Annotated in this window: 25 protein-coding genes and 1 other annotated feature; all 25 genes read left to right on the top strand. The window is 44.5% G+C overall.

Features of this window, described 5'->3' with window-relative positions:
- Positions 1-107 precede the first annotated feature (107 nt).
- The 25 genes from VIG27_RS01880 to prmC all read left to right on the top strand — a co-directional run bounded on the left by VIG27_RS01880 (position 108) and on the right by prmC (position 24,433).
- Entirely contained in the window at positions 108-1,664 is a 1,557-nt protein-coding gene (locus VIG27_RS01880; protein WP_394524777.1) for an ABC-F family ATP-binding cassette domain-containing protein, read from the top strand.
- 419 nt (positions 1,665-2,083) lie between these two features.
- Positions 2,084-3,085 carry a rod shape-determining protein gene (locus tag VIG27_RS01885; RefSeq protein ID WP_394524779.1) on the top strand — a complete coding sequence of 334 codons (1,002 nt, stop codon included), beginning with the start codon at positions 2,084-2,086 and terminating at the stop codon, positions 3,083-3,085.
- 110 nt (positions 3,086-3,195) lie between these two features.
- Positions 3,196-5,421, top strand: coding sequence for an ATP-dependent RecD-like DNA helicase (locus tag VIG27_RS01890; protein ID WP_394527367.1), 2,226 nt, complete (start codon positions 3,196-3,198; stop codon positions 5,419-5,421).
- 68 nt (positions 5,422-5,489) lie between these two features.
- Positions 5,490-6,200, top strand: a complete 711-nt coding sequence (locus tag VIG27_RS01895; protein ID WP_394524780.1) for a ComF family protein — start codon at positions 5,490-5,492, stop codon at positions 6,198-6,200.
- 41 nt (positions 6,201-6,241) lie between these two features.
- On the top strand, positions 6,242-6,733 hold the full coding sequence (locus tag VIG27_RS01900) for a GNAT family N-acetyltransferase (RefSeq protein ID WP_394524781.1): 492 nt from the start codon (positions 6,242-6,244) through the stop codon (positions 6,731-6,733).
- Between the two features lie 25 nt (positions 6,734-6,758).
- A complete protein-coding gene (locus VIG27_RS01905) occupies positions 6,759-7,940 on the top strand; it encodes a MerR family transcriptional regulator (protein WP_394527369.1) in 1,182 nt (393 codons plus the stop codon).
- Between the two features lie 81 nt (positions 7,941-8,021).
- A complete protein-coding gene (gene rfbA / locus VIG27_RS01910; protein ID WP_394524783.1) occupies positions 8,022-8,912 on the top strand; it encodes a glucose-1-phosphate thymidylyltransferase RfbA in 891 nt (296 codons plus the stop codon).
- Positions 8,913-8,935: 23 nt separating this feature from the next.
- Positions 8,936-9,958, top strand: a complete 1,023-nt coding sequence (gene rfbB / locus VIG27_RS01915; protein ID WP_394524785.1) for a dTDP-glucose 4,6-dehydratase — start codon at positions 8,936-8,938, stop codon at positions 9,956-9,958.
- Positions 9,959-9,982: 24 nt separating this feature from the next.
- Positions 9,983-10,828, top strand: coding sequence for a dTDP-4-dehydrorhamnose reductase (gene rfbD, locus VIG27_RS01920; protein WP_394524787.1), 846 nt, complete (start codon positions 9,983-9,985; stop codon positions 10,826-10,828).
- A gap of 227 nt (positions 10,829-11,055) precedes the next feature.
- Positions 11,056-11,205, top strand: coding sequence for a 50S ribosomal protein L33 (gene rpmG / locus VIG27_RS01925; RefSeq protein WP_024838263.1), 150 nt, complete (start codon positions 11,056-11,058; stop codon positions 11,203-11,205).
- Between the two features lie 24 nt (positions 11,206-11,229).
- Entirely contained in the window at positions 11,230-11,433 is a 204-nt protein-coding gene (gene secE / locus VIG27_RS01930) for a preprotein translocase subunit SecE (RefSeq protein ID WP_394524788.1), read from the top strand.
- A gap of 23 nt (positions 11,434-11,456) precedes the next feature.
- Positions 11,457-11,972, top strand: coding sequence for a transcription termination/antitermination protein NusG (gene nusG / locus VIG27_RS01935; RefSeq protein ID WP_394524790.1), 516 nt, complete (start codon positions 11,457-11,459; stop codon positions 11,970-11,972).
- Positions 11,973-12,056: 84 nt separating this feature from the next.
- Positions 12,057-12,482, top strand: coding sequence for a 50S ribosomal protein L11 (gene rplK, locus VIG27_RS01940; RefSeq protein ID WP_394524791.1), 426 nt, complete (start codon positions 12,057-12,059; stop codon positions 12,480-12,482).
- 173 nt (positions 12,483-12,655) lie between these two features.
- The gene (gene rplA, locus VIG27_RS01945; RefSeq protein WP_394524793.1) at positions 12,656-13,351 is read left to right on the top strand and encodes a 50S ribosomal protein L1; all 696 of its coding nucleotides are present in this window, start codon (positions 12,656-12,658) and stop codon (positions 13,349-13,351) included.
- 40 nt (positions 13,352-13,391) lie between these two features.
- Positions 13,392-13,535 (top strand) — a sequence feature (ribosomal protein L10 leader region).
- Between the two features lie 59 nt (positions 13,536-13,594).
- Positions 13,595-14,089: a 50S ribosomal protein L10 gene (rplJ, locus tag VIG27_RS01950; RefSeq protein WP_394524795.1), complete on the top strand. Its 495-nt coding sequence runs from the start codon at positions 13,595-13,597 to the stop codon at positions 14,087-14,089.
- A 122-nt stretch (positions 14,090-14,211) separates the two neighbouring features.
- The gene (rplL, locus tag VIG27_RS01955; RefSeq protein ID WP_026893227.1) at positions 14,212-14,583 is read left to right on the top strand and encodes a 50S ribosomal protein L7/L12; all 372 of its coding nucleotides are present in this window, start codon (positions 14,212-14,214) and stop codon (positions 14,581-14,583) included.
- 241 nt (positions 14,584-14,824) lie between these two features.
- Positions 14,825-15,028: a cold-shock protein gene (locus VIG27_RS01960; RefSeq protein WP_158377501.1), complete on the top strand. Its 204-nt coding sequence runs from the start codon at positions 14,825-14,827 to the stop codon at positions 15,026-15,028.
- 407 nt (positions 15,029-15,435) lie between these two features.
- Positions 15,436-16,437, top strand: a complete 1,002-nt coding sequence (gene yiaK, locus VIG27_RS01965) for a 3-dehydro-L-gulonate 2-dehydrogenase (protein WP_394524802.1) — start codon at positions 15,436-15,438, stop codon at positions 16,435-16,437.
- A 235-nt stretch (positions 16,438-16,672) separates the two neighbouring features.
- On the top strand, positions 16,673-17,704 hold the full coding sequence (locus VIG27_RS01970) for a LacI family DNA-binding transcriptional regulator (RefSeq protein WP_394524805.1): 1,032 nt from the start codon (positions 16,673-16,675) through the stop codon (positions 17,702-17,704).
- A 120-nt stretch (positions 17,705-17,824) separates the two neighbouring features.
- Positions 17,825-18,544: a polysaccharide deacetylase family protein gene (locus VIG27_RS01975; RefSeq protein WP_394524808.1), complete on the top strand. Its 720-nt coding sequence runs from the start codon at positions 17,825-17,827 to the stop codon at positions 18,542-18,544.
- 566 nt (positions 18,545-19,110) lie between these two features.
- Positions 19,111-20,427, top strand: coding sequence for a replication-associated recombination protein A (locus tag VIG27_RS01980; RefSeq protein WP_394524809.1), 1,317 nt, complete (start codon positions 19,111-19,113; stop codon positions 20,425-20,427).
- Between the two features lie 165 nt (positions 20,428-20,592).
- Entirely contained in the window at positions 20,593-22,176 is a 1,584-nt protein-coding gene (gene rho / locus VIG27_RS01985; RefSeq protein WP_394524811.1) for a transcription termination factor Rho, read from the top strand.
- 136 nt (positions 22,177-22,312) lie between these two features.
- Complete coding sequence (gene rpmE, locus VIG27_RS01990; protein WP_394524814.1) at positions 22,313-22,519, top strand: 50S ribosomal protein L31; 207 nt, start codon at positions 22,313-22,315, stop codon at positions 22,517-22,519.
- 109 nt (positions 22,520-22,628) lie between these two features.
- The gene (locus VIG27_RS01995; protein WP_394524816.1) at positions 22,629-23,573 is read left to right on the top strand and encodes a DUF1385 domain-containing protein; all 945 of its coding nucleotides are present in this window, start codon (positions 22,629-22,631) and stop codon (positions 23,571-23,573) included.
- The gene (gene prmC / locus VIG27_RS02000; protein WP_394524819.1) at positions 23,570-24,433 is read left to right on the top strand and encodes a peptide chain release factor N(5)-glutamine methyltransferase; all 864 of its coding nucleotides are present in this window, start codon (positions 23,570-23,572) and stop codon (positions 24,431-24,433) included. The genes VIG27_RS01995 and prmC overlap by 4 nt, the downstream gene beginning before the upstream one ends.
- Positions 24,434-24,454: the final 21 nt, after the last annotated feature.

Below are 24,454 nucleotides of genomic sequence, written 5' to 3' on the forward strand. Positions count from 1 at the left end.
TGTCATGTAGAATTATGATGTTTCATAGAATTTTAGGGATCAAGCGGTGAAATCCGCAGCACGCAGAAGCATTGATTGCAGTTACTGAAAGAATAAGGAGTTTTTCAATGAGTATATTAAACGTAGAACATCTGACTCATGGATTTGGTGACCGGGCGATTTTCCAGGATGTTTCCTTCCGCCTGTTAAAAGGAGAACACATTGGTTTAATCGGAGCCAATGGAGAAGGCAAATCCACATTTATGAATATCATAACCGGAAAGCTGCAGCCCGACGAAGGTAAGGTAGAATGGGCGAAAAGTGTGCGTGTCGGCTATCTGGACCAGCATACGGTTTTAGAAAAGGGAATGACCATCCGGGAAGTGCTTAAAAACGCTTTTGCATTTCTATTTCAGATGGAGGAGCAGATGAATGAGATTTGTGACCGGATGGGAGAGGCAGACGAGGAAACCATGGCTTCCATGCTGGAGGAGCTTGGAACCATTCAGGATCTTTTAATGGCACACGACTTCTATGTTATTGATTCCAAAGTGGAGGAAGTGGCAAGAGCGTTAGGGCTTACCGATATGGGACTGGATAAGGACGTGACAGAATTAAGCGGAGGACAGAGGACCAAGGTTTTACTTGGGAAGCTTTTGCTGGAAAAGCCGGATATCCTTCTTCTTGACGAGCCGACCAACTACCTGGATGTGGTGCATATCGAATGGTTGAAACGCTATCTTCAGGAATATGAAAATGCATTTATTTTAATTTCCCATGACATTCCTTTTTTGAACAGCGTAGTCAACATCATATATCACATGGAAAACCAGAATCTGGACCGCTATGTGGGGGATTATGAAAAATTCCAGGAGGTATATGCGGTCAAACGTTCCCAGCTGGAGGCGGCATATAAGCGCCAGCAGCAGGAGATCGCAGAGCTGGAGGATTTTGTGGCCCGCAACAAAGCCCGGGTATCCACCCGGAATATGGCCATGTCCAGACAGAAGAAGTTGGATAAGATGGAGGTTATTGAGCTTGCCAAGGATAAGCCCAAGCCGGAATTTCATTTTGTGGAGGCCCGGACCGCCGGAAAGATGATCTTTGAAACAAAGGATATGGTGATTGGTTATGAAGAGCCCTTGTCAAAGCCGCTCAACCTAACCATGGAGCGTGGGGAAAAAGTAGTTCTGGTAGGGGCCAACGGCATCGGAAAAACGACGCTGTTAAAAAGCATACTGGGGCTTGTGCCATCGTTAAGCGGAAGCGTGGAGCTGGGCGATTATTTGTCCATCGGATACTTTGAGCAGGAGATGGCTCCTGGCAATACCACCACCTGCATAGAAGAGATATGGAAAGAGTTTCCTTCCTATACTCAGTACCAGGTCCGTTCGGCTCTGGCAAAATGCGGTCTCACTACCAAGCATATCGAAAGCCAGGTGCGTGTCCTCAGCGGCGGTGAGCAGGCAAAGGTAAGATTATGTAAACTTCAAAACCGGGAGACCAATGTCCTTTTACTGGACGAGCCGACCAACCATCTGGATGTGGAAGCGAAAGAAGAGTTGAAAAGAGCCTTAAAAGAATATAAGGGCACCATTCTTTTGATCTGCCATGAACCGGAATTTTACGAAGGACTGGCAACCAGAATCATAGACTGCAGGGATTGGGCACTGAGATTGTCGTGACAGACAGAAAAACATAAAAAAACAGAGCCAGGGATCACGGAGGACCTGACTCTGTTTTAACACGTTCCATCAAAAATGCGGATAATATATGTTCAGTTCATTATTTTAGGGGGGCCGGACGGTTTTCACCGTCCGGTATGAGTATGAAAAAGCTTTGTGATTTCAAGTAAGTTACTTGAAACAAAAGGCCCGTCATCCTTTCGGATAACGTAATACTAGTATATACGGAAATTGTGACAAAAATGTGTACGATAAATTAAAAAATAATAAAGATAATAAAAATAAAAAAACCCCTTTCAAAACATAGGGATATTGTATATAATAAGATAGAAAGTGCGACCTAATTTACGAAATACACATAAATTTGACGATAAAGGTAACTTTGGGAACAGGATTTAGGGATCAGGAGGAAGAAGACTATGATGTCCAATGATATTGGAATTGATTTGGGTACAGCCAGCATACTGGTATATATTAAAGGCAAAGGTGTGGTTTTAAAAGAACCTTCCGTCGTTGCCATTGACCGTGATACGAATAAAATAAAAGCCATTGGCGAAGAGGCAAGGCTTATGATCGGAAGAACTCCGGGGAATATTATCGCAGTCAGACCGCTGCGTCAGGGAGTTATTTCTGATTATACCGTAACAGAAAAGATGCTGAAGTATTTCATTAATAAAGCCGTTGGGAAAAAGACATTAAGAAAGCCAAGAATCAGTGTATGTATCCCCAGCGGAGCGACAGAGGTGGAGAAAAAGGCAGTAGAGGATGCGACTTACCAGGCTGGAGCCAGAGAAGTATCCATTATTGAAGAGCCGGTCGCAGCTGCGATCGGAGCAGGAATTGATATTGCAAAAGCCTGCGGCAATATGATCGTTGACATCGGCGGAGGAACTTCTGATATTGCGGTGATTTCTCTGGGAGGAACCGTAGTCAGCACCTCCATCAAGGTGGCTGGAGATGATTTTGATGAAGCACTTGTCCGTTATATGCGTAAGAAGCATAACCTTTTGATCGGTGAGAGAACTGCAGAGGAAATCAAGATCAACATCGGTGCTGCATACCGCAGACCCGAGGTATTGACCATGGAGGTACGCGGACGAAACCTGGTGACCGGACTTCCCAAGACCATTGTGGTTACGTCTGACGAGACGCTTGATGCCTTAAAAGAACCGGCAATGCAGATCGTAGATGCCGTTCATAACGTGTTGGAGCGTACACCACCGGAGCTGGCAGCTGATATTTTTGACCGTGGAATTGTGCTTACAGGGGGCGGCTCTCTTTTAAGCGGACTGGATGCTCTGATCGAAGAAAAGACAGGAATTACCACCATGATCGCAGAAGACCCGCTGACAGCAGTCGCCATTGGAACCGGTAAATTCATTGAATTTACTCATGGCGGAGATAATAAGAGAGAATTTTAGATAATAATGGAGTAACAGTATATCTGGCTGCTTTCGACACACCCTGGCGGTATCTTATGATTCCGGCAGGGATTGTTATGGGCAGTCTGTCTGTATTTGCGGGAGGAAATATGGCGGCAGTCTGCGGATTTGTAGAAAGAATTAAATACAGGAACGAAGACAATGGCTATACGGTCTTAAGCCTTGTGAACCAAGGACAAGAGTACACTCTGGTTGGAAATTTCCATTACATAAGCGAAGGCGAGATGATCGAAGCGGTGGGAGCCATGACCGAGCACCCGGTCTACGGGGAGCAGATGACGGTGGAAAGCTATGAGATCAAGGTGCCTGAGGATACGACGGCCATGGAACGTTATCTTGGTTCCGGTGCCATCAAAGGAGTTGGACCCGCTCTTGCCGCCAGAATCGTCCGCCGTTTTAAAGCGGATACCTTCCGGGTTATGGAAGAGGAGCCGGAGCGGCTTTCCGAGGTAAAGGGAGTCAGCGAGAAGATGGCCATGTCCATCTCCCAGCAGATCGAACAGAAAAAAGAGATGCGGCAGGCCATGATGTTTCTTCAGGAATATGGAATATCCATGAACCTGGCCGCTAAAATCTATCAGGAATACGGACCCAGGCTTTACAGCGTAATCCGGGAGAATCCTTACCAGATGGCAGATGATATTGCCGGGGTAGGTTTTAAAATGGCGGATGAGATTGCCAGAAAGGTGGGGATTTTCACAGACTCGGACTTCCGGATCAAGTGTGGGGTCCTCTATACCCTTTTGCAGGCTTCCGGAAACGGACATACCTATCTGCCGGAGGAAGAACTTCTCTGCCAGTCTTCAGAGCTTTTGAAGGTGGAACGTCCGTTTATCGAAAAGCACCTGATGGACATGCAGCTGGATAAGCGTCTTGTCATCCGGGAGGAGGAAGGAAAGCGTGTCATCTATGCGTCCCAGTATTATTATATGGAACTGAATACTGCCAAGATGCTTCATGATCTTAATATCCGTGGGCATATGCCGGAGGAAGAGATCCGTACCAAGCTGTTAAAGATTCAGAAGGAAGAGCAGATCGAACTGGATGAAAAGCAGGTAAAAGCCGTGGCAGAAGCTGTGAACAGCGGACTTCTCATCATTACGGGAGGTCCCGGAACCGGTAAGACCACCACCATCAATACCATTATCCGCTTTTTTGAAAGCGAAGAGATGGAGATATTGCTGGCGGCCCCCACAGGCAGAGCGGCAAAACGTATGACAGAAGCCACAGGCTATGAGGCCAGGACCATTCACCGTTTGCTGGAACTGACCGGAGTTCCGGGTGACGAACGGTCTGTTTCCATGCATTTTGAGAGAAATGAAGAAAATCCCCTGGATGCAGATGCCGTCATTATTGATGAGACTTCCATGGTAGACATTCATTTGATGCAGTCCCTGTTAAAGGCCATCAATCCGGGGACCAGACTGATCCTGGTGGGGGATGTAAACCAGCTTCCCAGTGTAGGACCAGGGAATGTCCTTCGCGACATGATCGACTCCCAGTGCTTTAATGTGGTCATGCTGACCAAGATTTTCCGTCAGGCTACCCAGAGCGATATTGTGGTCAATGCCCATAAGATTAATGGAGGGGAGAGGATTCCTCTTGGGAAAAAGAGCAAAGACTTCCTATTTATTAAGAGAGAAGATCCGAACGCCATTATTAATGCCATGATCACTCTGGTACAGGATAAACTTCCTGGTTATGTTCAGGCAGATATCTATGACATACAGATTATGACTCCTATGAGAAAAGGGGCCATAGGAGTGGAGCGGTTAAATACGATTCTCCAGGAATATTTAAATCCGCCGTCCAGGGATAAGCCCCAGAAGGAGACCGCCGGAGTCATTTACCGGGTGGGGGATAAGGTCATGCAGACCAAGAATAATTACAACATCGAATGGGAAGTCCGCAACAGCTACGGAATCCCGGTAGATAAGGGAACCGGTATTTATAATGGAGATATTGGCATCATCCGGGAGATCAACAGCTTTGCGGAGCTTGTCACCGTGGAGTTTGACGAAGGACGTCTGGTGGAGTACAGCTATAAGCAGCTGGAGGAACTGGAACTTGCCTATGCCATCACCATCCATAAATCCCAGGGAAGCGAATATCCGGCTGTGGTTATTCCGGTGTTTTCAGGTCCCCGGATGCTTATGACCCGGAATTTGATCTATACTGCGGTGACCCGTGCCAGGTCCTGCGTCTGTCTGGTGGGAGTGCCGGAAATCTTTCAGGAAATGGTAAACAACGAGACAGAACAGCGCAGATATTCCGGCTTAAAAGACCGGATCTGTGAAATCAACCAGCTTTCATAACATTCTACAGGCGGGAGCCTTCTTCCTGCCTGTCTGATCATTCTAACATTCAAGGAGAATCCTTTCTGATGAATCTTTCCTTTTTCATAGATTTACTTTTTCCCAGGCGGTGTCCCGTCTGTGACGGCATCGTCATGCCAAAGGGCAGGCTGATCTGCCGGGAATGTTTACGTCAATTATCGCCCGTAAAAGGGCCGGTCTGTAAAAAGTGCGGCAAAGAAGTCATGACTGCAGAGATTGAATACTGCTTTGACTGTGAGAAGCATAAACGGACCTTTGAATATGGCCTGGCTCTTTTTAACTATGAGGAAACGGCCAGAAAGTCCATGGCAAAAATCAAATATAAGAACAAACGGGAGTATCTGGATTTTTACGGAAAAGCTGTGGCGGCCCGTTATGAAACATTGATTCGCAGAATGGATGCTCAGGCATTGGTTCCTGTGCCGGTTCACCCGGCCAGAAGAAAAGAACGGGGATTCAATCAAGCGGAACTCTTGGCCCGCCGGATCGGAGAATGTCTGTCCATTCCGGTTTTGCCACAGCTGCTTCTCAGGAATAAGAATACCATGCCCCAAAAGGGGCTGGACCCGTCAGGGAGGCTTAAGAATCTGGAGGAAGCGTTTAAAGCAGGCAAAGAAATGAATGGGGTGAAAGGCGTGATTTTGGTGGACGACATTTATACCACCGGAAGCACCATAGAAGCCTGTACCAGAGTCTTAAAAAAGGCGGGGATAAAGAGGGTGTATTTCCTCACAATTTTTATTGGACGGGGCCAATAGAATGATGTATGATAGGATTAATTACAATCAGGAGGATTACGATGATTATTAGAACTGCAGAAGAAAAAGATGTGCCCCAATTACTTGATATTTACAATTATGAAGTAGAGCATGGCTGTGCGACATTTGATCTGACTCCCAAAACTATGGAGGAGTGGATGGGGTGGTTTTATGAGCATAACGTGGACAACCATCCATTGATCGTAGCAGAAGAAGACGGAAAAGCCGTAGGCTATGCAAGCCTTTCTGCCTATCGCCCCAAGGAAGCTTACAAGACCACGGTGGAGTTGTCCATCTATGTGGATAAAGATTACCGGCGCAAAGGCATTGCCGGAAAGCTGGCATCAAACATCATAGATATGGCAAGAAAACGGGACGACATCCATACAGTTATTTCAGTAATCACAGGAGGGAATGAAGCCAGCTGCCTTCTCCATGAGCATCTGGGATTTTTATACTGCGGGACGATGAAAGAAATGGGCATGAAATTCGGGAAAATGCTGGATATAATCAATTACCAGCTGATGGTATAAAAAGGAGGGATTTGTTATGGGCCACATGGAGGGATTTTATACCTCGGGCCAGTTCGCGAAAAAAGCCAATGTCTCTATACGGACTGTCCGGTATTATGACAAGCAGGGGCTGTTAAAGCCTGCAGGGATCAGCCAAGGCGGATACCGTCTGTATACGGACTCCGATTTTGCCAAGCTCCAGAAGATTCTTTCCTTGAAATTTCTGGGCTTTTCTCTGGATGAAATCCGTTCCATCACCATCAATGACGATGACAATGACTATGTGGAAGAATCTCTCCGCCTCCAGCTGAATTTGATCCGCAAACGGATCGAGCATTTAAAGCTGGTGGAGCAGACACTGACAGAGACCTCCAGACTGGTCACAGACAACCAGAATGTAGACTGGAATAAAATCCTTCATTTAATCCATATTACCAATATGGAAAAATCTCTTGTGGAACAGTATAAGGACGCAGCGAATATCAGCATCCGCATAGGGTTACATAAAAAGTACACTAAAAATCCCCTGGGGTGGTTCCAGTGGCTCTACGGACTGATGGAGCCGTTAGAAGGGAAAGATATTCTGGAGCTTGGCTGCGGCAACGGAGAACTGTGGCTTGCCAACCAAACCCGGATTCCCCCGGATGCCCATATTTGTCTTTCTGATGTATCAGAAGGCATGATCCGGGATGTGGAGGAGAATTTAAAAGAGATTCCCGGTGATTTTTCCTTTGAGGTTTTTGACTGCCGCCAGATTCTAAAACCAGCAGACCACTATGACCTTGTAGCTGCCAACCATGTTCTGTTTTATTTGTCTAATCTTGATGGGGTATTAAGCCAGGTGGCCAAGATCTTAAAACCAGGCGGCGTATTTTGCTGCAGTACCTACGGCCAGGACCATATGAAGGAAATCAGCGGGCTGGTCAAGGAATTTGATTCCCGGATCGCGCTGTCGGAAGTGAATCTCTATGATGTGTTTGGCCTTGATAACGGAGAAGAGCAGTTAAAGTGCCATTTCCGCTCCGTGGAAAAGAAAGAATATGAAGATCATCTGGAAGTCAGCGATGCCCGGGCCTTGATGGAATATATTTTATCCTGCCACGGCAATCAGCAGGAGTATTTAAGTGACCGCTATGAGGAGTTTCGGGAATTTTTGGAGAAAAAGATGGAAAAGAAGGGATATATCCATATTACCAAGCAGGCAGGCGCTTTTCTTTGCATAAAATAAATAATATGGAAAAAACACTTGACTGTGACCTTACGTCACCCTGTATGATGGTATCATGAATTAATATGGAGGAATCACACAATGAAGGGAATTATTCTTGCCGGAGGCTCCGGCACCAGACTTTATCCGCTTACCATGGTAACTTCCAAACAGTTACTGCCGATTTATGACAAGCCAATGATCTATTACCCCCTGTCCGTGCTGATGAATGCAGGAATCCGGGATATCCTCATCATCTCCACCCCAGATGATACCCCAAGGTTTGAAGCTCTTTTAAAGGACGGTTCCCAGTTCGGAATCCAGCTATCCTATGCGGTTCAGCCTTCCCCGGACGGTTTGGCACAGGCATTTATCATCGGAGCGGAATTCATCGGAGACGACAGCGTTGCCATGATTCTTGGCGATAATATTTTTGCAGGCCATGGACTGAACAACCGCCTGTTAAACGCAGCCAATAAAAAAGACGGCGCTACAGTATTCGGTTATTATGTAGATGACCCGGAACGTTTTGGCATCGTGGAATTTGATTCTGACGGCAAAGCGGTTTCAATTGAAGAAAAACCACAGCATCCCAAGAGCAATTACTGCGTGACAGGTCTTTATTTTTATGACAACAAGGTGGTGGAATATGCGAAGAATTTAAAACCGTCGGCCAGAGGAGAACTGGAGATTACGGATTTAAACCGCATTTACTTGGAAAAAGGCAAGCTTGATGTGGAACTTTTAGGTCAGGGCTTTACATGGCTTGATACAGGAACCCATGAGTCTCTGGTGGATGCCACTAATTTTGTCCGCACTATGGAGACACATCAGCATAGAAAGATCGCCTGCCTGGAGGAGATCGCATACTTAAACCACTGGATCACAAAGGATCAGCTTATGAAGAGCATCGAGCCTTTAAAGAAGAACCAGTACGGACAGTATCTGATGGATGTCCTTGCAGGTAAATACATTGATAAACTGAACGGTTAATTTATATCAGGAGGAAGAGAACCATGAAAATTATTGTTACCGGAGGAGCCGGATTCATCGGCGGAAATTTTGTACACCATATGGTAAATAAATACCCGGAGTATCAGATCATCAACCTGGATCTTTTGACTTATGCAGGAAACCTGGAGACATTAAAACCTGTGGAGGATAAACCAAACTACAAATTTATAAAGGGCGACATTGCAGACAGAACCTTCATTTTTGATTTATTTGAACAGGAAAAGCCGGATATGGTGGTGAACTTTGCGGCGGAGAGCCATGTAGACCGTTCCATCACTGATCCGGAATCCTTTGTAAGAACCAATGTCATGGGAACCACCACCCTGCTTGACGCCTGCCGTACCTATGGCATTAAGCGGTATCATCAGGTTTCTACCGATGAAGTATACGGGGACCTGCCTTTGGACCGCCCCGACTTATTCTTTACCGAAGAGACCCCTCTCCACACGTCAAGCCCCTATTCCTCATCTAAGGCAAGCGCAGACCTTTTTGTTCTGGCTTACCAGAGGACTTACGGCCTTCCTGTGACCATTTCCAGATGTTCCAATAACTATGGACCTTATCATTTCCCGGAGAAACTGATCCCCCTGATGATCAGCCGCGCGCTGGCAGACGAGGAATTACCGGTATACGGAACAGGAGAGAATGTAAGAGACTGGCTTCATGTTTCCGATCACTGTGAGGCCATTGATTTGATCCTTCACAAAGGAAAGGTTGGAGAAGTCTATAACGTAGGCGGACACAACGAGCGCACCAACTTGGAAGTTGTTAAGACTATCTTAAAAGCACTGGATAAACCGGAAAGTTTAATCAAATTCGTGACAGACCGTCCGGGTCACGACAGACGTTATGCCATTGATCCGGCAAAACTGGAGAACGAACTTGGCTGGAAGCCCAAATATAACTTTGATACCGGAATCCGTCAGACCATTCAGTGGTATCTGGACAACGAGGACTGGTGGAAACATATTATAAACGGAGAATATCAGGACTATTTTGACAAAATGTACGGAAAACGCTTATAAATCCATCTGTAAAGTGAGGCAGTTATGAAAGTATTTGTTACTGGCGTAAAAGGCCAGCTTGGATTCGATGTAATGAACGAACTGAAGAAGCGGGGACATGAAGCCGTTGGTGTGGACATTGAAGAAATGGACATCACAGATGCGGAAAGTGTAAACCGTGTGATCAAAGCAGCTGCTCCTGATGCAGTGATTCACTGTGCAGCCTATACAGCTGTTGATGCGGCAGAAGACAATGAAGAACTCTGCCGCAAGGTCAATGCAGCAGGCACAAGAGCTATTGCAAAGGTATGCCGGGAGCTGGATATCAAGATGATGTACATCAGCACCGATTATGTATTTAACGGTCAGGGAACAAGACCCTGGGAGCCGGATGATAAAAGAGAACCGCTGAATGTATACGGTCAGACCAAATACGAGGGAGAACTGGCAATCGAAGAAACCCTTGAAAAGTATTTTACCGTGCGAATTGCCTGGGTATTCGGCATAAACGGAAAAAACTTTATCAAAACCATGCTGAATCTTGGAAAGATCCGCGATAAGCTGACGGTAGTTGCCGATCAGATCGGTTCTCCTACCTATACCTATGATCTTGCACGTCTGCTTGTGGATATGATCGAAACTGAAAAATACGGCCGCTACCATGCGACCAACGAGGGATTGTGCAGCTGGTATGAATTTGCCTGCGAAATCTTTAAGCAGGCAGGAATGAATGTTACGGTGGAGCCTGTAAGCTCCGATCAGTTCCCAGTCAAGGCAAAACGGCCCATGAACAGCCGTATGAGCAAAGATAAGCTGGACGAGAACGGCTTCCTGCGCCTGCCCTCCTGGCAGGATGCACTTGCGAGATATCTGACAAAGATCGAGTACTAAAAAGATACACGGGAAACTTTTGCTTGCTTTTTAAAGTTTCCCGTGTTATAATGTCAGAACGTCACAATTTCATAGGTTTTTCTAAAAAAAGATTGACGAATCCTGCCCCGTATGTTATAGTAATTGGGCGAATGGAAGAGCTTAGGTCTTTTTTTTATGCTCAAAAATGTTTACAGCGGAAAAAGGACTGAAACACAACAACGAAAATTTAAGTGGAGGTGGAAGTCGTGCGCACAAAAATCACACTGGCATGTACTGAATGCAAACAGCGTAACTACAACATGACCAAGGATAAGAAGACTCATCCGGACAGAATGGAAACCAAGAAATACTGTAAATTCTGTAAGAGCCATACAATGCACAAGGAAACGAAGTAATCAGCTTGTAAAGGATGTGAAATTATGGGAGATACAGTGAACAACGAGGGTACTCAGAAGCATAGCTTTTTTAAAGGGCTGAAAGCTGAGTTTTATAAAATCGTTTGGCCTGACAAAGATACCGTAACGAAACAGACGATCGCTGTTGTATCAGCATCGATTGCTTTAGGACTGATTATTGCGATTATGGATCTGATCATCAAGTTTGGTCTCAGTTTTATCTTATAATTCGTAAGGGTTAAGGTGAGTTTATGTCAGAAGCACATTGGTATGTAGTCCATACCTATTCAGGTTATGAGAACAAAGTAAAAGTCGATATTGAGAAAACAATCGAAAACAGAAACTTGCAGGATCAGATCCTGGAAGTATCGGTTCCGCTTGAAGCTGTCATTGAAATTAAGAATGGCGTTGAAAAAAAGGCCGATAAAAAGATGTTTCCCGGCTACGTACTGATTCACATGGTCATGAATGATGACACATGGTATGTGGTACGGAATACCCGAGGAGTGACAGGCTTTGTAGGTCCTGGATCAAAACCGGTTCCTCTGACAGAAGAAGAGATGGAGAAACTTGGGTTCAAGAACGAAGAAGTCATTGTTGGCTTTGAAGAGGGAGATACCGTTGTGGTAACTTCCGGTGCATGGAAGGATACCGTTGGTGCCATCAAGTCCATCAACGAAGGTAAGAAGACCATCACCATTAACGTTGAGATGTTCGGCCGGGAGACTCCGGTAGAATTAAACTTCAGCGAGATAAAGAAGATGTAACAAGTGAAAGCGGCTTATACGGGTGTATAGGCTCGTGGGAGGGAAATCCCCGACAATACCACATTATTTAGGAGGTGCCTAATTATGGCAAAGAAAGTAACAGGATATATCAAATTGCAGATTCCAGCAGGGAAGGCTACACCAGCTCCTCCTGTAGGTCCGGCTCTTGGACAGCATGGTGTAAACATCGTACAGTTTACAAAGGAATTCAACGCAAGAACAGCTGACCAGGGTGATTTAATCATTCCGGTTGTTATTACTGTTTATGCTGATAGAAGCTTCAGCTTCATAACCAAGACTCCGCCAGCTGCTGTATTGTTAAAGAAAGCTTGCAAACTTAAATCCGGATCTGCAACTCCGAATAAGACAAAAGTAGCTACAATTTCCAAAGCCGAATTACAGAAGATTGCTGAACTTAAGATGCCAGATTTAAACGCTGCATCTGTTGAGACAGCTATGAGCATGATCGCTGGTACCGCTAGAAGTATGGGTATCACCGTTGAGGAATAATTTTCTTGGCAAAGTCAAGCGCAATGCTGACTGAGTTTTGCCTTAAAGGGCGCTTAGAAAATTAGCGGTTCGGCCTGTCCCCTGGAGAGTCGAACTGCCTTTATTGCAGTCGGCGAAGTTTTAAAAACGTGGGAGGGAAAATCCCCGACAATACCACTAGGAGGTTATTTAGAATGAAAAGAGGAAAAAGATACGCAGAGGCAGCTAAGACAGTAGATCGTACTGTTCTCTACGATGCACCGATCGCAATCTCTTTAGTTAAGAAGAATGCAAGTGCTAAATTTGATGAAACCATTGAAGCTCATATCAGAACCGGTTGTGACGGACGTCACGCAGACCAGCAGATCCGTGGTGCCGTTGTACTTCCACACGGTACAGGTAAAACTGTTCGCATCTTAGTTTTCGCTAAGGGACCTAAAGCTGACGAAGCTTTAGCTGCAGGCGCAGACTTTGTCGGAGCTGAGGATTTGATTCCTAAGATCCAGAACGAAGGCTGGTTGGATTTTGATGTAGTTGTTGCGACTCCAGACATGATGGGTGTTGTTGGTCGTTTAGGCCGTGTCCTGGGACCGAAGGGCTTAATGCCAAACCCAAAAGCTGGTACTGTTACTATGGATGTAGCCAAGGCAATCAACGATATCAAAGCTGGTAAGGTTGAGTACAGACTTGATAAAACAAATATTATCCACGTGCCAGTTGGAAAAGCTTCTTTCACAGAAGAGCAGTTAGCGGACAACTTCCAGACGCTTGTTGATGCAATCGTTAAAGCAAAACCAAGTACACTTAAAGGTGCTTATTTAAAGAGTGTAACCCTGGCTTCCACAATGGGACCTGGTGTAAAGCTCAATGTAGCAAAGTTAATGAACTAATTTTGCTTTGTGGTTGACATCAAATATAAATAATGTTATACTAACTTAGTATTGACTGCCGAAGACAGCAGGTGCCGCAAGGCATAAGGTGTAAACGCCTGCCGAGGAACATACAAGAATCATTTTATGTAAATGAATTGTAGACCTCTCTGTCCTTATGGCGGAGAGGTTTTTCTTTGCGGTTTATACGAGCGGGTCATGCGGACAACCGTATGGCTTAGACTAAACAGGAGGTAAACCATAATGGCAAAAGTTGAATTAAAACAGCCGATCGTAAGCGAGATCAAAGAATTACTGGACGGCGCTGAGACCGCAGTCGTTGTTGACTATCGTGGAATCACCGTTGCTCAGGATACAGAGCTTCGTAAGAAATTAAGAGAGGCTGGTGTTTCTTACAAAGTTTATAAGAACACCATGATCCGTTTTGCAGCTCAGGGAACCGCTTTTGAAGCACTGGGCCCGAATCTGGAAGGACCTACAGCAATCGCTGTATCCAAGACAGATGCAACAGCTCCAGCAAGAATTCTTGCTGAGTTTGCTAAGACAGCTCCGGCATTAGAGATCAAGGGCGGTGTTGTTGAAGGCGTATATTATGATGCAAAAGGTATGGAGAAGATCGCAGGTATTCCTTCCAGAGAGATCCTTCTTGGAAAGTTACTTGGAAGCATTCAGTCTCCTATCACAAACTTTGCTCGTGTTCTCAAGCAGATCGCAGACGGACAGAGTGCAGAAGCATAATTTTCTTTATAAAACAAGCGAAAGCACCGTTTTATGTAGAAAAATAGCCGTTCGATGAGCCAAAGGTGAATCGAACTTCCATTAAAAGAAAACAAACATATCAAATACGGAGGTATATTATAATGGCAAAGTTAACAACAGCTGAATTTATCGAAGCTATCAAAGAATTATCTGTATTAGAATTAAACGAATTAGTAAAGGCATGTGAGGAAGAATTCGGTGTATCTGCAGCAGCAGGCGTAGTAGTTGCAGCAGCAGGCGGCGCAGCAGAAGCAGAAGAGAAGACAGAATTCGACGTAGAATTAACAGAAGTTGGTCCTAACAAGGTTAAAGTTATCAAAGTTGTTCGTGAAGCTACTGGCTTAGGCTTAAAGGAAGCAAAAGACGTAGTTGACGGTGCTCCTAAGGTATTAAAGGCTGGCGCATCTAAGGAAGAAGCAGAGCAGATCAAGACTTCTTTAGAAGCAGAAGGCGCAAAAGTTACTTTAAAGTAATTGCGTTTCCACTATATGAAAAACAGAGTGTCACACTCTGTTTTTCATATGATAAAATGCAGAAATGGTCTTGACATTTTTGCAAATTCGGGTTAGAATGAACATGTATTATCGAATGGAGTTATGATTTCACATATTTTTGTAAGTCATTATTTTCGGATGATGATTTACAAAAATATGTGATTTTTTGTTTCAGACGATATAACAATTAATAATTTTTTTTTTATAGGAGGTACACGTTATGAACAACGGTACAGTAAAATGGTTTAATGGTGCTAAGGGATACGGTTTCATCGTGAATGACGCTACAGGTGAGGAAGTTTTCGTACATTTCTCCGGTATTGTTTCAGATGGTTACAAGACTTTAGAAGAAGGTCAGAAAGTAACTTATGAAACAACAGAAGGAAACCGTGGTCTGCAGGCAGTTAATGTTTGCATGGCTTAATTGAAAGCTTCTAATTAAACTAAGCTTTAAGGGTTGTTCCCCATCTTGATGGAGGAACAACCCTTTTTTGGATTTCTGAATAAAGTCAACACAGAAATTTCTTTGTATATATAGATTTTATGCTGTCTGCATGTTATAAGATAATTCTTTGACAAATATGGCAGGCCAATGATTATAAAAGAAAAAAAGATAAACGAATGAAAACGGTTGCATATAGAATTTATATTAAAATTTTATGTATTTGTTTATTATATCTAAAAAATGTTGCGATAATCACGTTATAATATTTGACATAACTATAAAAATCTGATATTCTAAAAACAAGCATTGCAACCGGTTGCAATAAATGTGCATGGACACGTAAAAAGCAGCAGGAATTGATTTTATATGAAAAGGAGTGTATCGAGTTGAAAGTAAAATATGAAGAAATGGTAAAGGAATTTAAGAGAGTGCTGTTTAAAAATGGTTTTGGTGAACAGGATGCCCAGGCAGCGGCGGAGATTTTTGCCCAGAATTCTATGGCAGGTGTTTTTTCCCACGGTCTGAACCGTTTCCCCAGGGTCATTGAATATTTACAGAAAGGCTCCATTGATCCTTCTGTCTCTGCCGAATGTGAAAACCGGATGGGAGCATTTGAACGATGGAATGGAAACAGAGGATTCGGACCACTGAATGCAAAGAAGGCAATGGACCGTGCCGTGGAGCTGGCCAAAGAGTTCGGCATAGGACTGGTGGCACTGGGAAATAACAATCACTGGATGCGAGGGGGGAGCTACGGCTGGCAGGCAGCGGATCAGGGCTGTATCGGCATATGCTGGTCCAACACCTGCCCCAATATGCCGGCATGGGGCGGTTTGGATCGGAAGATTGGGAACAACCCGTTTATAATGGCCATTCCCAGAAGCAATGGGGAGCATGTAGTGATTGACTGTGCCGTGTCACAGTTTTCCTATGGGAAACTGGAGGACTGCCGGTTAAAGGGCATCGAGCTTCCGGTTCCGGGCGGCTACGATTCAGAAGGAAATTTAACGACTGATCCGGCTAAAATCGAAGAGACCCAGAGGGTTCTGCCTATGGGATACTGGAAGGGAAGCGGAATCTCCATTGCCCTGGATTTGATTGCAACCGTTCTTTCTAATGGAAATTCAGTAAATACCATCGGTACATTTGGTGACGAAGTGGGATTAACCCAAATTATGATTGCAATTGATCCGACCAAGATGAATTCTGTGGAGCTTACGGATCAGATTGTCGATGATATTGTAAAAGATGTAAAATCCTCGATTCCTGTAAAGGAAGGCGGGGAAGTGTATTATCCTGGAGAGCTTGAGCTTAAAAATATGAAGGACTATAAAGAGAATGGAATCCCTGTAATTGAAGAGAAATGGAATCAGGTGCTTTCCATGTAAAGGAAGAGAACCAGAAAAGGAAGTAAAACGATAACTGAGGAACAGGCAGAAGAAGCAGGAACTGTTAGGTGTACGGGGGTGTGGTGTGCAGATACAGTGACTTGCTTCTTTGACATTTTGTGAATCAATGAACCAGTGATCCACAAGACAATCAGATTGTTTTTCATTGATTGGGATGTTATAATTAATTCCGTGAAATGATATTAGATTAAGGAAAAGAGATTAAGGAAAATATATGACAATCTATGATATAGCAAAGGCAGCCGGTGTATCTCCAAGCACAGTTTCCAGGGTTATTAATAATAAAAAAGGAATTAATGAAGAGACACGCAGGCGTGTTCAGCAGCTTCTTGAAGAAAATAATTATATAAGGAATGATACGGCAAGAGGTTTGTCCATGCAATCCACAAAAATTATTGGAATCCTTCTGGAAGATATCAGAAGTTCCCACCACACGGAATCCGTCTATGTAATCGAACAGGAGATGACACGGAGAGGGTATACCTGTATCATTTTAAGCACTGGACGAACTTCTGAGCAGAAGAGAAACTGTGTCCAGATATTAGAGCAGCGCCGTGTGGATGGAGCCATTTTCATAGGTTCCGTATTTGAGACCGAAGAGATGGCGGTGCTTTTAAGAACCCATTTATCCAATATACCCATCGTCATTGCCAATGGGTATCTGGATCTGCCGAATGTTTACGGAGTTGTGGTGGATGAGGAAAAAGGAGTGGAGGATTGTGTTGAGTACCTGGCAAGTCTGGGCTATCAATTGCCGGCATTTGTAAAATCTGAGGATACCCCATCGGGACAGCACAAAGAGGACGGCTTTATAAAAGGAGTAGAAAAGCTTGGGATTTCCCCCAAAGAGGCGATTATTTACAGCTCCCTGTGTGAGGAGGCAAATCCGGGGCTGATCCTGGAACGTGGCAGCCAGATCACAGAGCAATTGGTAAAGGAACATCCGGAAGTGGATTCCATCGTATATTTGGTTGATCTTTTAGCCATTGGCGGGTTGATGAAGCTGGAGGAGCTTGGGATAAAAGTTCCTCAACAGATAGGGGTGTTAGGAATTGACAATACGTTGTACGGGCGGATCTGCAAGCCGGCCCTTACAACACTGAACAATAAACTGGTGGAGACCAGCAAAAATGCGTCCAGGATTCTGCTGGATGCATTGGAAAAGAATGAGACTTCTCATAAATTCATGCTGTTTACTGACATTGTGGAACGAGACAGTACCAGAAAAAAAGAGGGGATTTTATAATGTAAGAACTTTTTTTCATGCTCCATGGTTTCCTGTGCTGCATCAGCAGGTTATGGTTTTATTTTCCTGCCATACCCCATAGATTTAATAATAATGGCAGAAAGCTGGGCTTATGGGGTTATGAAAATGAAATGGAAAGTGGTCTGTCTCTTGGCCGTTTTTATACTGGATGTTTTATGTGTAAAGGCAATGTATGATTCTTATTCAGATACGAAGAATACTTTATTTCTGCCGGCGGATGCGGGGGCAGAGGCAAAAGATAAGGTGCGGGAGCAGTTCTCCGGAAGCAATCAGATTGCACTTACTTTTGATGATGGGCCTCATTCGGTTTATACACAACGGCTTTTGGATGGACTCCGTAAAAGAGGTGTTCATGCCACATTTTTTCTCCTGGGAGAAAATATTGATGGAAAAGAAGCAATTGTAAAGCAGATGCAGGCAGACGGGCACTTGATTGGAAATCATGGGTACAGTCATGTGCAGATGAGCAAAGAATCGGTAAAAACAGCGTGTGAGCAAATTGAAGAAAATAATCAGAAAATAGAGAAAATTACAGGAGTAAGGCCTCAATATTTGCGTCCGCCGTATGGGTCATGGAATGTAGAACTGGAGTGTACTACCAATATGTCGGTTGTTTTATGGGATGTTGATCCTTTGGACTGGAAAAGCAAGAACACAAAGAAAATAGTGCGCCATATCGTAAAACATGTGGAACCAGGTGACATAATTCTTCTGCATGATGTGTACTCAACATCGGTGGAAGCGGCGCTTGAAGTAATTGATACTCTGTCAAAACAGGGGTATACATTTGTTACGGTCGATGAATTGATGATTGATTGATCATTGCTTTAAAATCATTGAATAGCTCTGAAGATGGTTATAGACAGAATGGTAAAAATGGTAGCGAAAATGAAAAGGCGGCGGGAACAGGGAGTTTCGCTGCCTTTTCTGTTCCTTTCTGATTGATTGCTAAAATTTTTGAATAAATTTGTACGAGAAGTATGGTACTATAATGTATTTGTATACAATGTTTGATTAAGTATATGGATTTTTATGTGTTTGTTCTATAATATAGAAGTTTTTGCATTGGTCAGTACCCATATTTTTGCTTTTTAAATTTTCAATAGCGCTTGGAATGGCTAAAGAAAACAGGAGAGGAATTCCAATTTCATTCATTGCTACGTTATCAAACCCTGGTTTCCATATACGAAATATGCAGCAACTATTCTTGACAAACAGCAAAATACTGCCCATAATGGTTATAGTGAGGATATTATAAATGGTTTCAAGAAAAAAGATGTAATTTTAATGGCACAGGCATTATTTTATCGTCTGTTTCTCATTAAATATGGAATGAAACTTTTTGTCAGAGCATTCATCTGTCACAATAGATAGGAGAATAACAAATGGATTTATTTGATTACATGAGGGAAAATACGATGGAAAAGGAGTCCCCTCTTGCCTCCAGACTGCGTCCGTCTACGCTTGAAGAAGTGGTAGGCCAGCAGCATATTATCGGAAAAGACAAGCTTTTGTACCGGGCGATTAAGGCGGATAAACTGGGATCTGTGATTTTTTACGGTCCGCCCGGAACGGGAAAAACCACACTGGCAAGAGTCATCGCCAATACGACCAGTGCGGATTTTAAACAGTTAAATGCCACGGTAGCCGGAAAAAAAGATATGGAGGAAATCGTTAAACAAGCAAAAGATGCCCTTGGTATGTATGGGAAAAAGACGATTTTGTTTGTGGACGAGATCCACCGTTTCAATAAAAGCCAGCAGGATTATCTTCTTCCTTTTGTAGAGGATGGGACGTTAATACTGATCGGTGCCACTACGGAAAATCCATACTTTGAAGTAAACGGGGCTCTTTTATCCAGATCCAGGGTGTTTGAACTTAAATCCTTGGAAAAGGCTGACATTAAAGAACTCATCCGGCGTGCGGTATATGACCGGGACAAAGGGATGGGCTCCTATCACGGGGAAATTGATGAGGAAGCACTGGAGTTTCTTGCCGATGTGGCCAATGGAGACGCAAGGGCAGCCTTAAATGCCGTGGAGCTTGGAATCATGACCACGGAAAGAAGCGAAGACGGAAAAATCCATATTGATCTTCAAGTAGCACAGGAATGTATACAAAAAAGAGTGGTCCGGTATGATAAGACCGGGGACAACCATTATGACACCGTTTCTGCTTTTATAAAGAGCATGAGAGGGTCTGATCCGGATGCCGCGGTTTACTATCTTGCCCGTATGCTTTACGCGGGAGAAGATTTGATGTTCATTGCCAGAAGAATCATGATCTGTGCGGCGGAGGATGTGGGAAATGCAGATCCGCAGGCTTTGGTGGTAGCGGTGGCTGCTGCTCAGGCGGCAGAGCGGATCGGGCTTCCGGAAGCCCAGATCATTCTGGCGGAAGCGGTCACTTATGTAGCCTCTGCTCCAAAGAGCAATGCAGCCTGCCTTGCTGTTTTTGAGGCACTTCAGGCAGTAAAGGACCAAAAGACAATGCCCATTCCGGTCCATTTACAGGACTCCCATTATAAAGGGGCTGCAAAGCTGGGGCATGGCCAGGGGTATCTCTATGCCCATGATTATCCCAACCACTATGTAAAACAGCAGTATCTGCCCGATGGCATGGAAGGAACCCGGTTTTACCGTCCTACGGAAAATGGATACGAAAAAAAAATAAAAGAGCACTTAGGCTTTCTGAAAAAATAACTTTCCTTTTCATCTGTTAAGGTATATAATAGGCGTATCGTACGACCTGATTTAGCTTGATTTGGGCCGGAAGTACAATTCCGGTCATCTGTTTGCGATATTCTATCGTGAATCATTCCCAAGATTGCGAAACAAATGTTATAAGGAATCATGAAGGAGAATAGTATGCGTGAAAAATTACAGACACTGCCGTTAGCGGAATTGAAGGAGCTTGCCAAAGCCAAAGGAATCAAAGGCTGCAGTTCCATGCGAAAAGCCGAAATTATAGATATACTTTGTGAAAAGGAAGGGGAAAATTCTCCAATTTCTGCTTCAGACGGGAATGCATCCGTGGAGAAAAAGGAAGAAGCAAAGGAAGTTTCAAAGGCTCCCGTTCCGGCACCTGCGGATGCAGGCCAGAATCAGATTATGGACCAGCAGGGACTTTCTTCCGGTAACAGTCAGAGAAAGACAGTTGTTCGTTCCTATCGTTCTGAGACGCAGCAGAGGGCGTCAAGTTACCGCCCTGCTCCTGTCAGCAATGGCGAGACGCCGGTTCGGAATGAGACACGAATGGAGAATGCGGCAGAAGAGCAAAAGCCTTCTTTTCAGCCCAGTCCTGAATTGCAGGAACTGGACAGCGGGATTGAAGCCCATGGTATTTTAGAGGTTATGCCGGATGGATTTGGATTTATCCGGTGTGAAAATTATCTGCCAGGTGAGAATGATGTATATGTAGCACCTTCTCAGATCCGCCGTTTTAATATGAAGACCGGAGACATTATCCATGGCAGCCGCAGGGTAAAGACGGCTACGGAGAAGTTTGCTGCCTTACTTTATGTTAAGAATATCAACGGTTATCCTGCAAGTGTGGCAGAACGCCGTCCCAACTTTGAAAATATGACCCCCATATTCCCGGATAAACGTCTCCATATGGAAACTGCGGGAGGGAAAAATACTACCGCCATGCGGGTCCTGGATCTTTTGTCGCCCATAGGAAAAGGCCAGAGGGGTATGATTGTATCTCCGCCCAAAGCAGGTAAAACGACGTTGTTAAAGCAGGTGGCAAAAGCCATAACCGTAAACCATCCGGAGATTCACCTTATGATTCTTTTGATTGATGAGCGACCGGAGGAAGTTACGGATATTAAGGAGTCCATTGTGGGAGAGAATGTGGAGGTTCTGTATTCTACCTTTGATGAGCTTCCCGAACGTCATAAACGGGTTTCAGAGATGGTAGTAGAACGGGCCAAAAGACTTGTGGAGCACGGGCGTGACGTTGTCATACTCTTAGACAGCATCACCCGTCTGGCAAGGGCTTATAACTTAACCGTAGCACCCAGCGGCCGGACCTTATCCGGTGGTCTGGACCCGGCAGCCCTCCATATGCCAAAACGATTTTTTGGTGCGGCCAGAAACATGCGGGAAGGCGGAAGCCTTACGGTTCTTGCGACTGCACTTGTGGATACCGGAAGCCGTATGGATGACGTTATTTATGAGGAATTTAAAGGAACCGGCAACATGGAACTGGTTCTTGACCGGAAGTTATCGGAAAAGAGAATTTTCCCTGCCATTGATATCTTAAAATCGGGGACCAGAAGAGATGATCTGTTGCTTACCAGGGAAGAGGCCGAGGCGGTTGATGTTATCCGCAAGGCGACCAATACGCTGAAGCCGGAGGATGCGGTAGAAAAGATCCTTGATTTGTTTGCAAAGACAAAGAACAACCGGGAATTCGTGGAAACATCGAAGAAAATGAGGTTTTTCTAGGAAATCCGGGTTTTAATAGAAATAAATGCTTGCATTAAAATTTTTTCTATGATATACTATACAAGCTGTTTATTAGACAAAGTCGGTTTTTCGGGACCGCGATATAATAGAAATCAAAGTATGTGAGGTGAAAATCATGAAAGAGGGAATCCATCCAAATTACTACCAGGCAAACGTTGTTTGCAACTGCGGTAATGAATTCGTAACTGGTTCTACAAAGGAAGATATCCACGTAGAAGTTTGTTCTAAATGTCATTCATTCTACACCGGTCAGCAGAAAGCAGCTTCCGCTCGTGGACGTATTGATAAATTCAATCGTAAATATGGCGTTAAGGCTGAATAAGTTTGGAGCAAAGAAAAGGTTGAGTTTAGTGGAAACACTTTAGCTCAACCTTTTTTGAAATTTTGAAAAAGCAACAGGCTTCTAATTAAAATAGAGAGGTGGTTGGCGTATGAAGTATTCAGGAATCGGCGGACAGGCCGTAATTGAAGGCGTTATGATGAAGAACGGGGATGAGTATGCCACAGCAGTCCGTAAGCCGGACGGAGCCATTGAAGTAAAAAAAGATTCTTATGTCAGCATGGGGGAAAAAGTGAAATTTTTTTCGCTTCCATTTATCCGGGGAGTGTTCAGTTTTGCTGATTCCATGATTCTTGGAATGAGATCCCTGACATTTTCTGCAAGCTTCTTTGAAGATGACGAGGAGGATTTAGAACCAACCAAATTTGAAAAGCTGCTGGAGCGGATGTTCGGAGAAAAGATGGAAAAGGCGCTGATGAGTATGGTGATGGTTTTTTCCGTCGTGATGGCAATCTGCATATTCATGGTATTGCCTATGTTTCTTGCCAGTATATTTCAGCGTTTTATTCCGTCTCACACGGTGATGGCCATACTGGAGGGTGTTATCCGCATCGGGATATTTATCGCTTATATCAAGCTGGTATCCCGTATGGAGGACATTAAAAGAACGTTTATGTACCATGGGGCGGAACACAAATGCATCAACTGTCTGGAACACGGGCTGGATCTTACGGTCGAGAACGTCAGAAACAGTTCCAAGGAACATAAACGGTGCGGAACCAGCTTTCTTCTGATCGTCATGCTCATCAGCATTCTGTTTTTCATGGTGGTCCAGGTCCACACCCTTCCGCTGCGGATTCTCAGCAGAATCGTACTTATACCGGTAATTGCAGGTGTTTCCTATGAATTTCTGCGGCTTGCAGGACGAAGTGAATCGAAACTTGTGGACTTACTGAGCCGTCCGGGTATGTGGATGCAGGAGCTTACGACCAAGGAGCCGGATGATTCCATGATCGAAGTTGGGATCGCTTCGGTGGAAGCGGTATTTGACTGGCATGCATTTTTAGATAAGAATTTTCCGGAGAGGCAGTCATGAGTCTGACGCTGCAGGTTTTATTGGAAGAGGGAACAGAAGTATTATCAAAAGCAGGTGTAACAGAGGCATCTCTGGATGCCAAATACCTGCTTTTTGAGGCGTTTGAAACAGATATGACCCACTTTCTGCTGGACAGGAACCAAAGGTTATCTGAGGAAGATAATGCTTCCAGGATTAGGAATTATAGAGCAATGATAGAAACGAGATCCCAGAGAATTCCTCTGCAGCAGATCACCGGCAGCTGTGAATTTATGGGATTGGAGTTTTTCGTAAATGAACACGTGTTGATTCCCAGACAGGATACGGAAACACTGGTGGAGCTGGTTTTAAAGGAATACAAGGGACGAAAGCCTGCGGTTCTTGATATGTGTACAGGAAGCGGCTGCATTGCCGTAAGCCTTGCCGTGCTTGGCGGATTTGATCGTGTGACTGCGGTGGATGTGTCAAAAGAAGCATTAAAGGCTGCACAAAAAAATGCGGAAAATTTGTTGGGCCATGGAAGCATTACGTTCGCAGAGAGTGATTTATTTGCGTCTTTGGAGGAACAGAAAAAGTTCGATGTGATCGTTTCCAATCCTCCGTATATCCCCACCAAGATTATTGAGGGGCTGCAGCCGGAGGTACGTGATTTTGAACCGATGCTGGCACTTGATGGAAAAGAAGACGGGTTGTATTTTTACAGACGGCTTGCAGATGAAAGCCGCAGGTATATTCAGACAGGCGGAGCAGTATATTTTGAAATCGGGTATGATCAGGCTGAGGCCGTAAGTGGCTTATTAAGAGCTGCCGGCTTTGCTGGGATACGGATAATAAAGGATGCAGCAGGACTTGACCGGGTCGTGTGTGCGATTTATCAATAAGTTTGGGCGAAGCCCGTTTTG

Source organism: Lacrimispora sinapis, from assembly GCF_043633585.1.
Classification (GTDB): domain Bacteria; phylum Bacillota; class Clostridia; order Lachnospirales; family Lachnospiraceae; genus Lacrimispora; species Lacrimispora sinapis.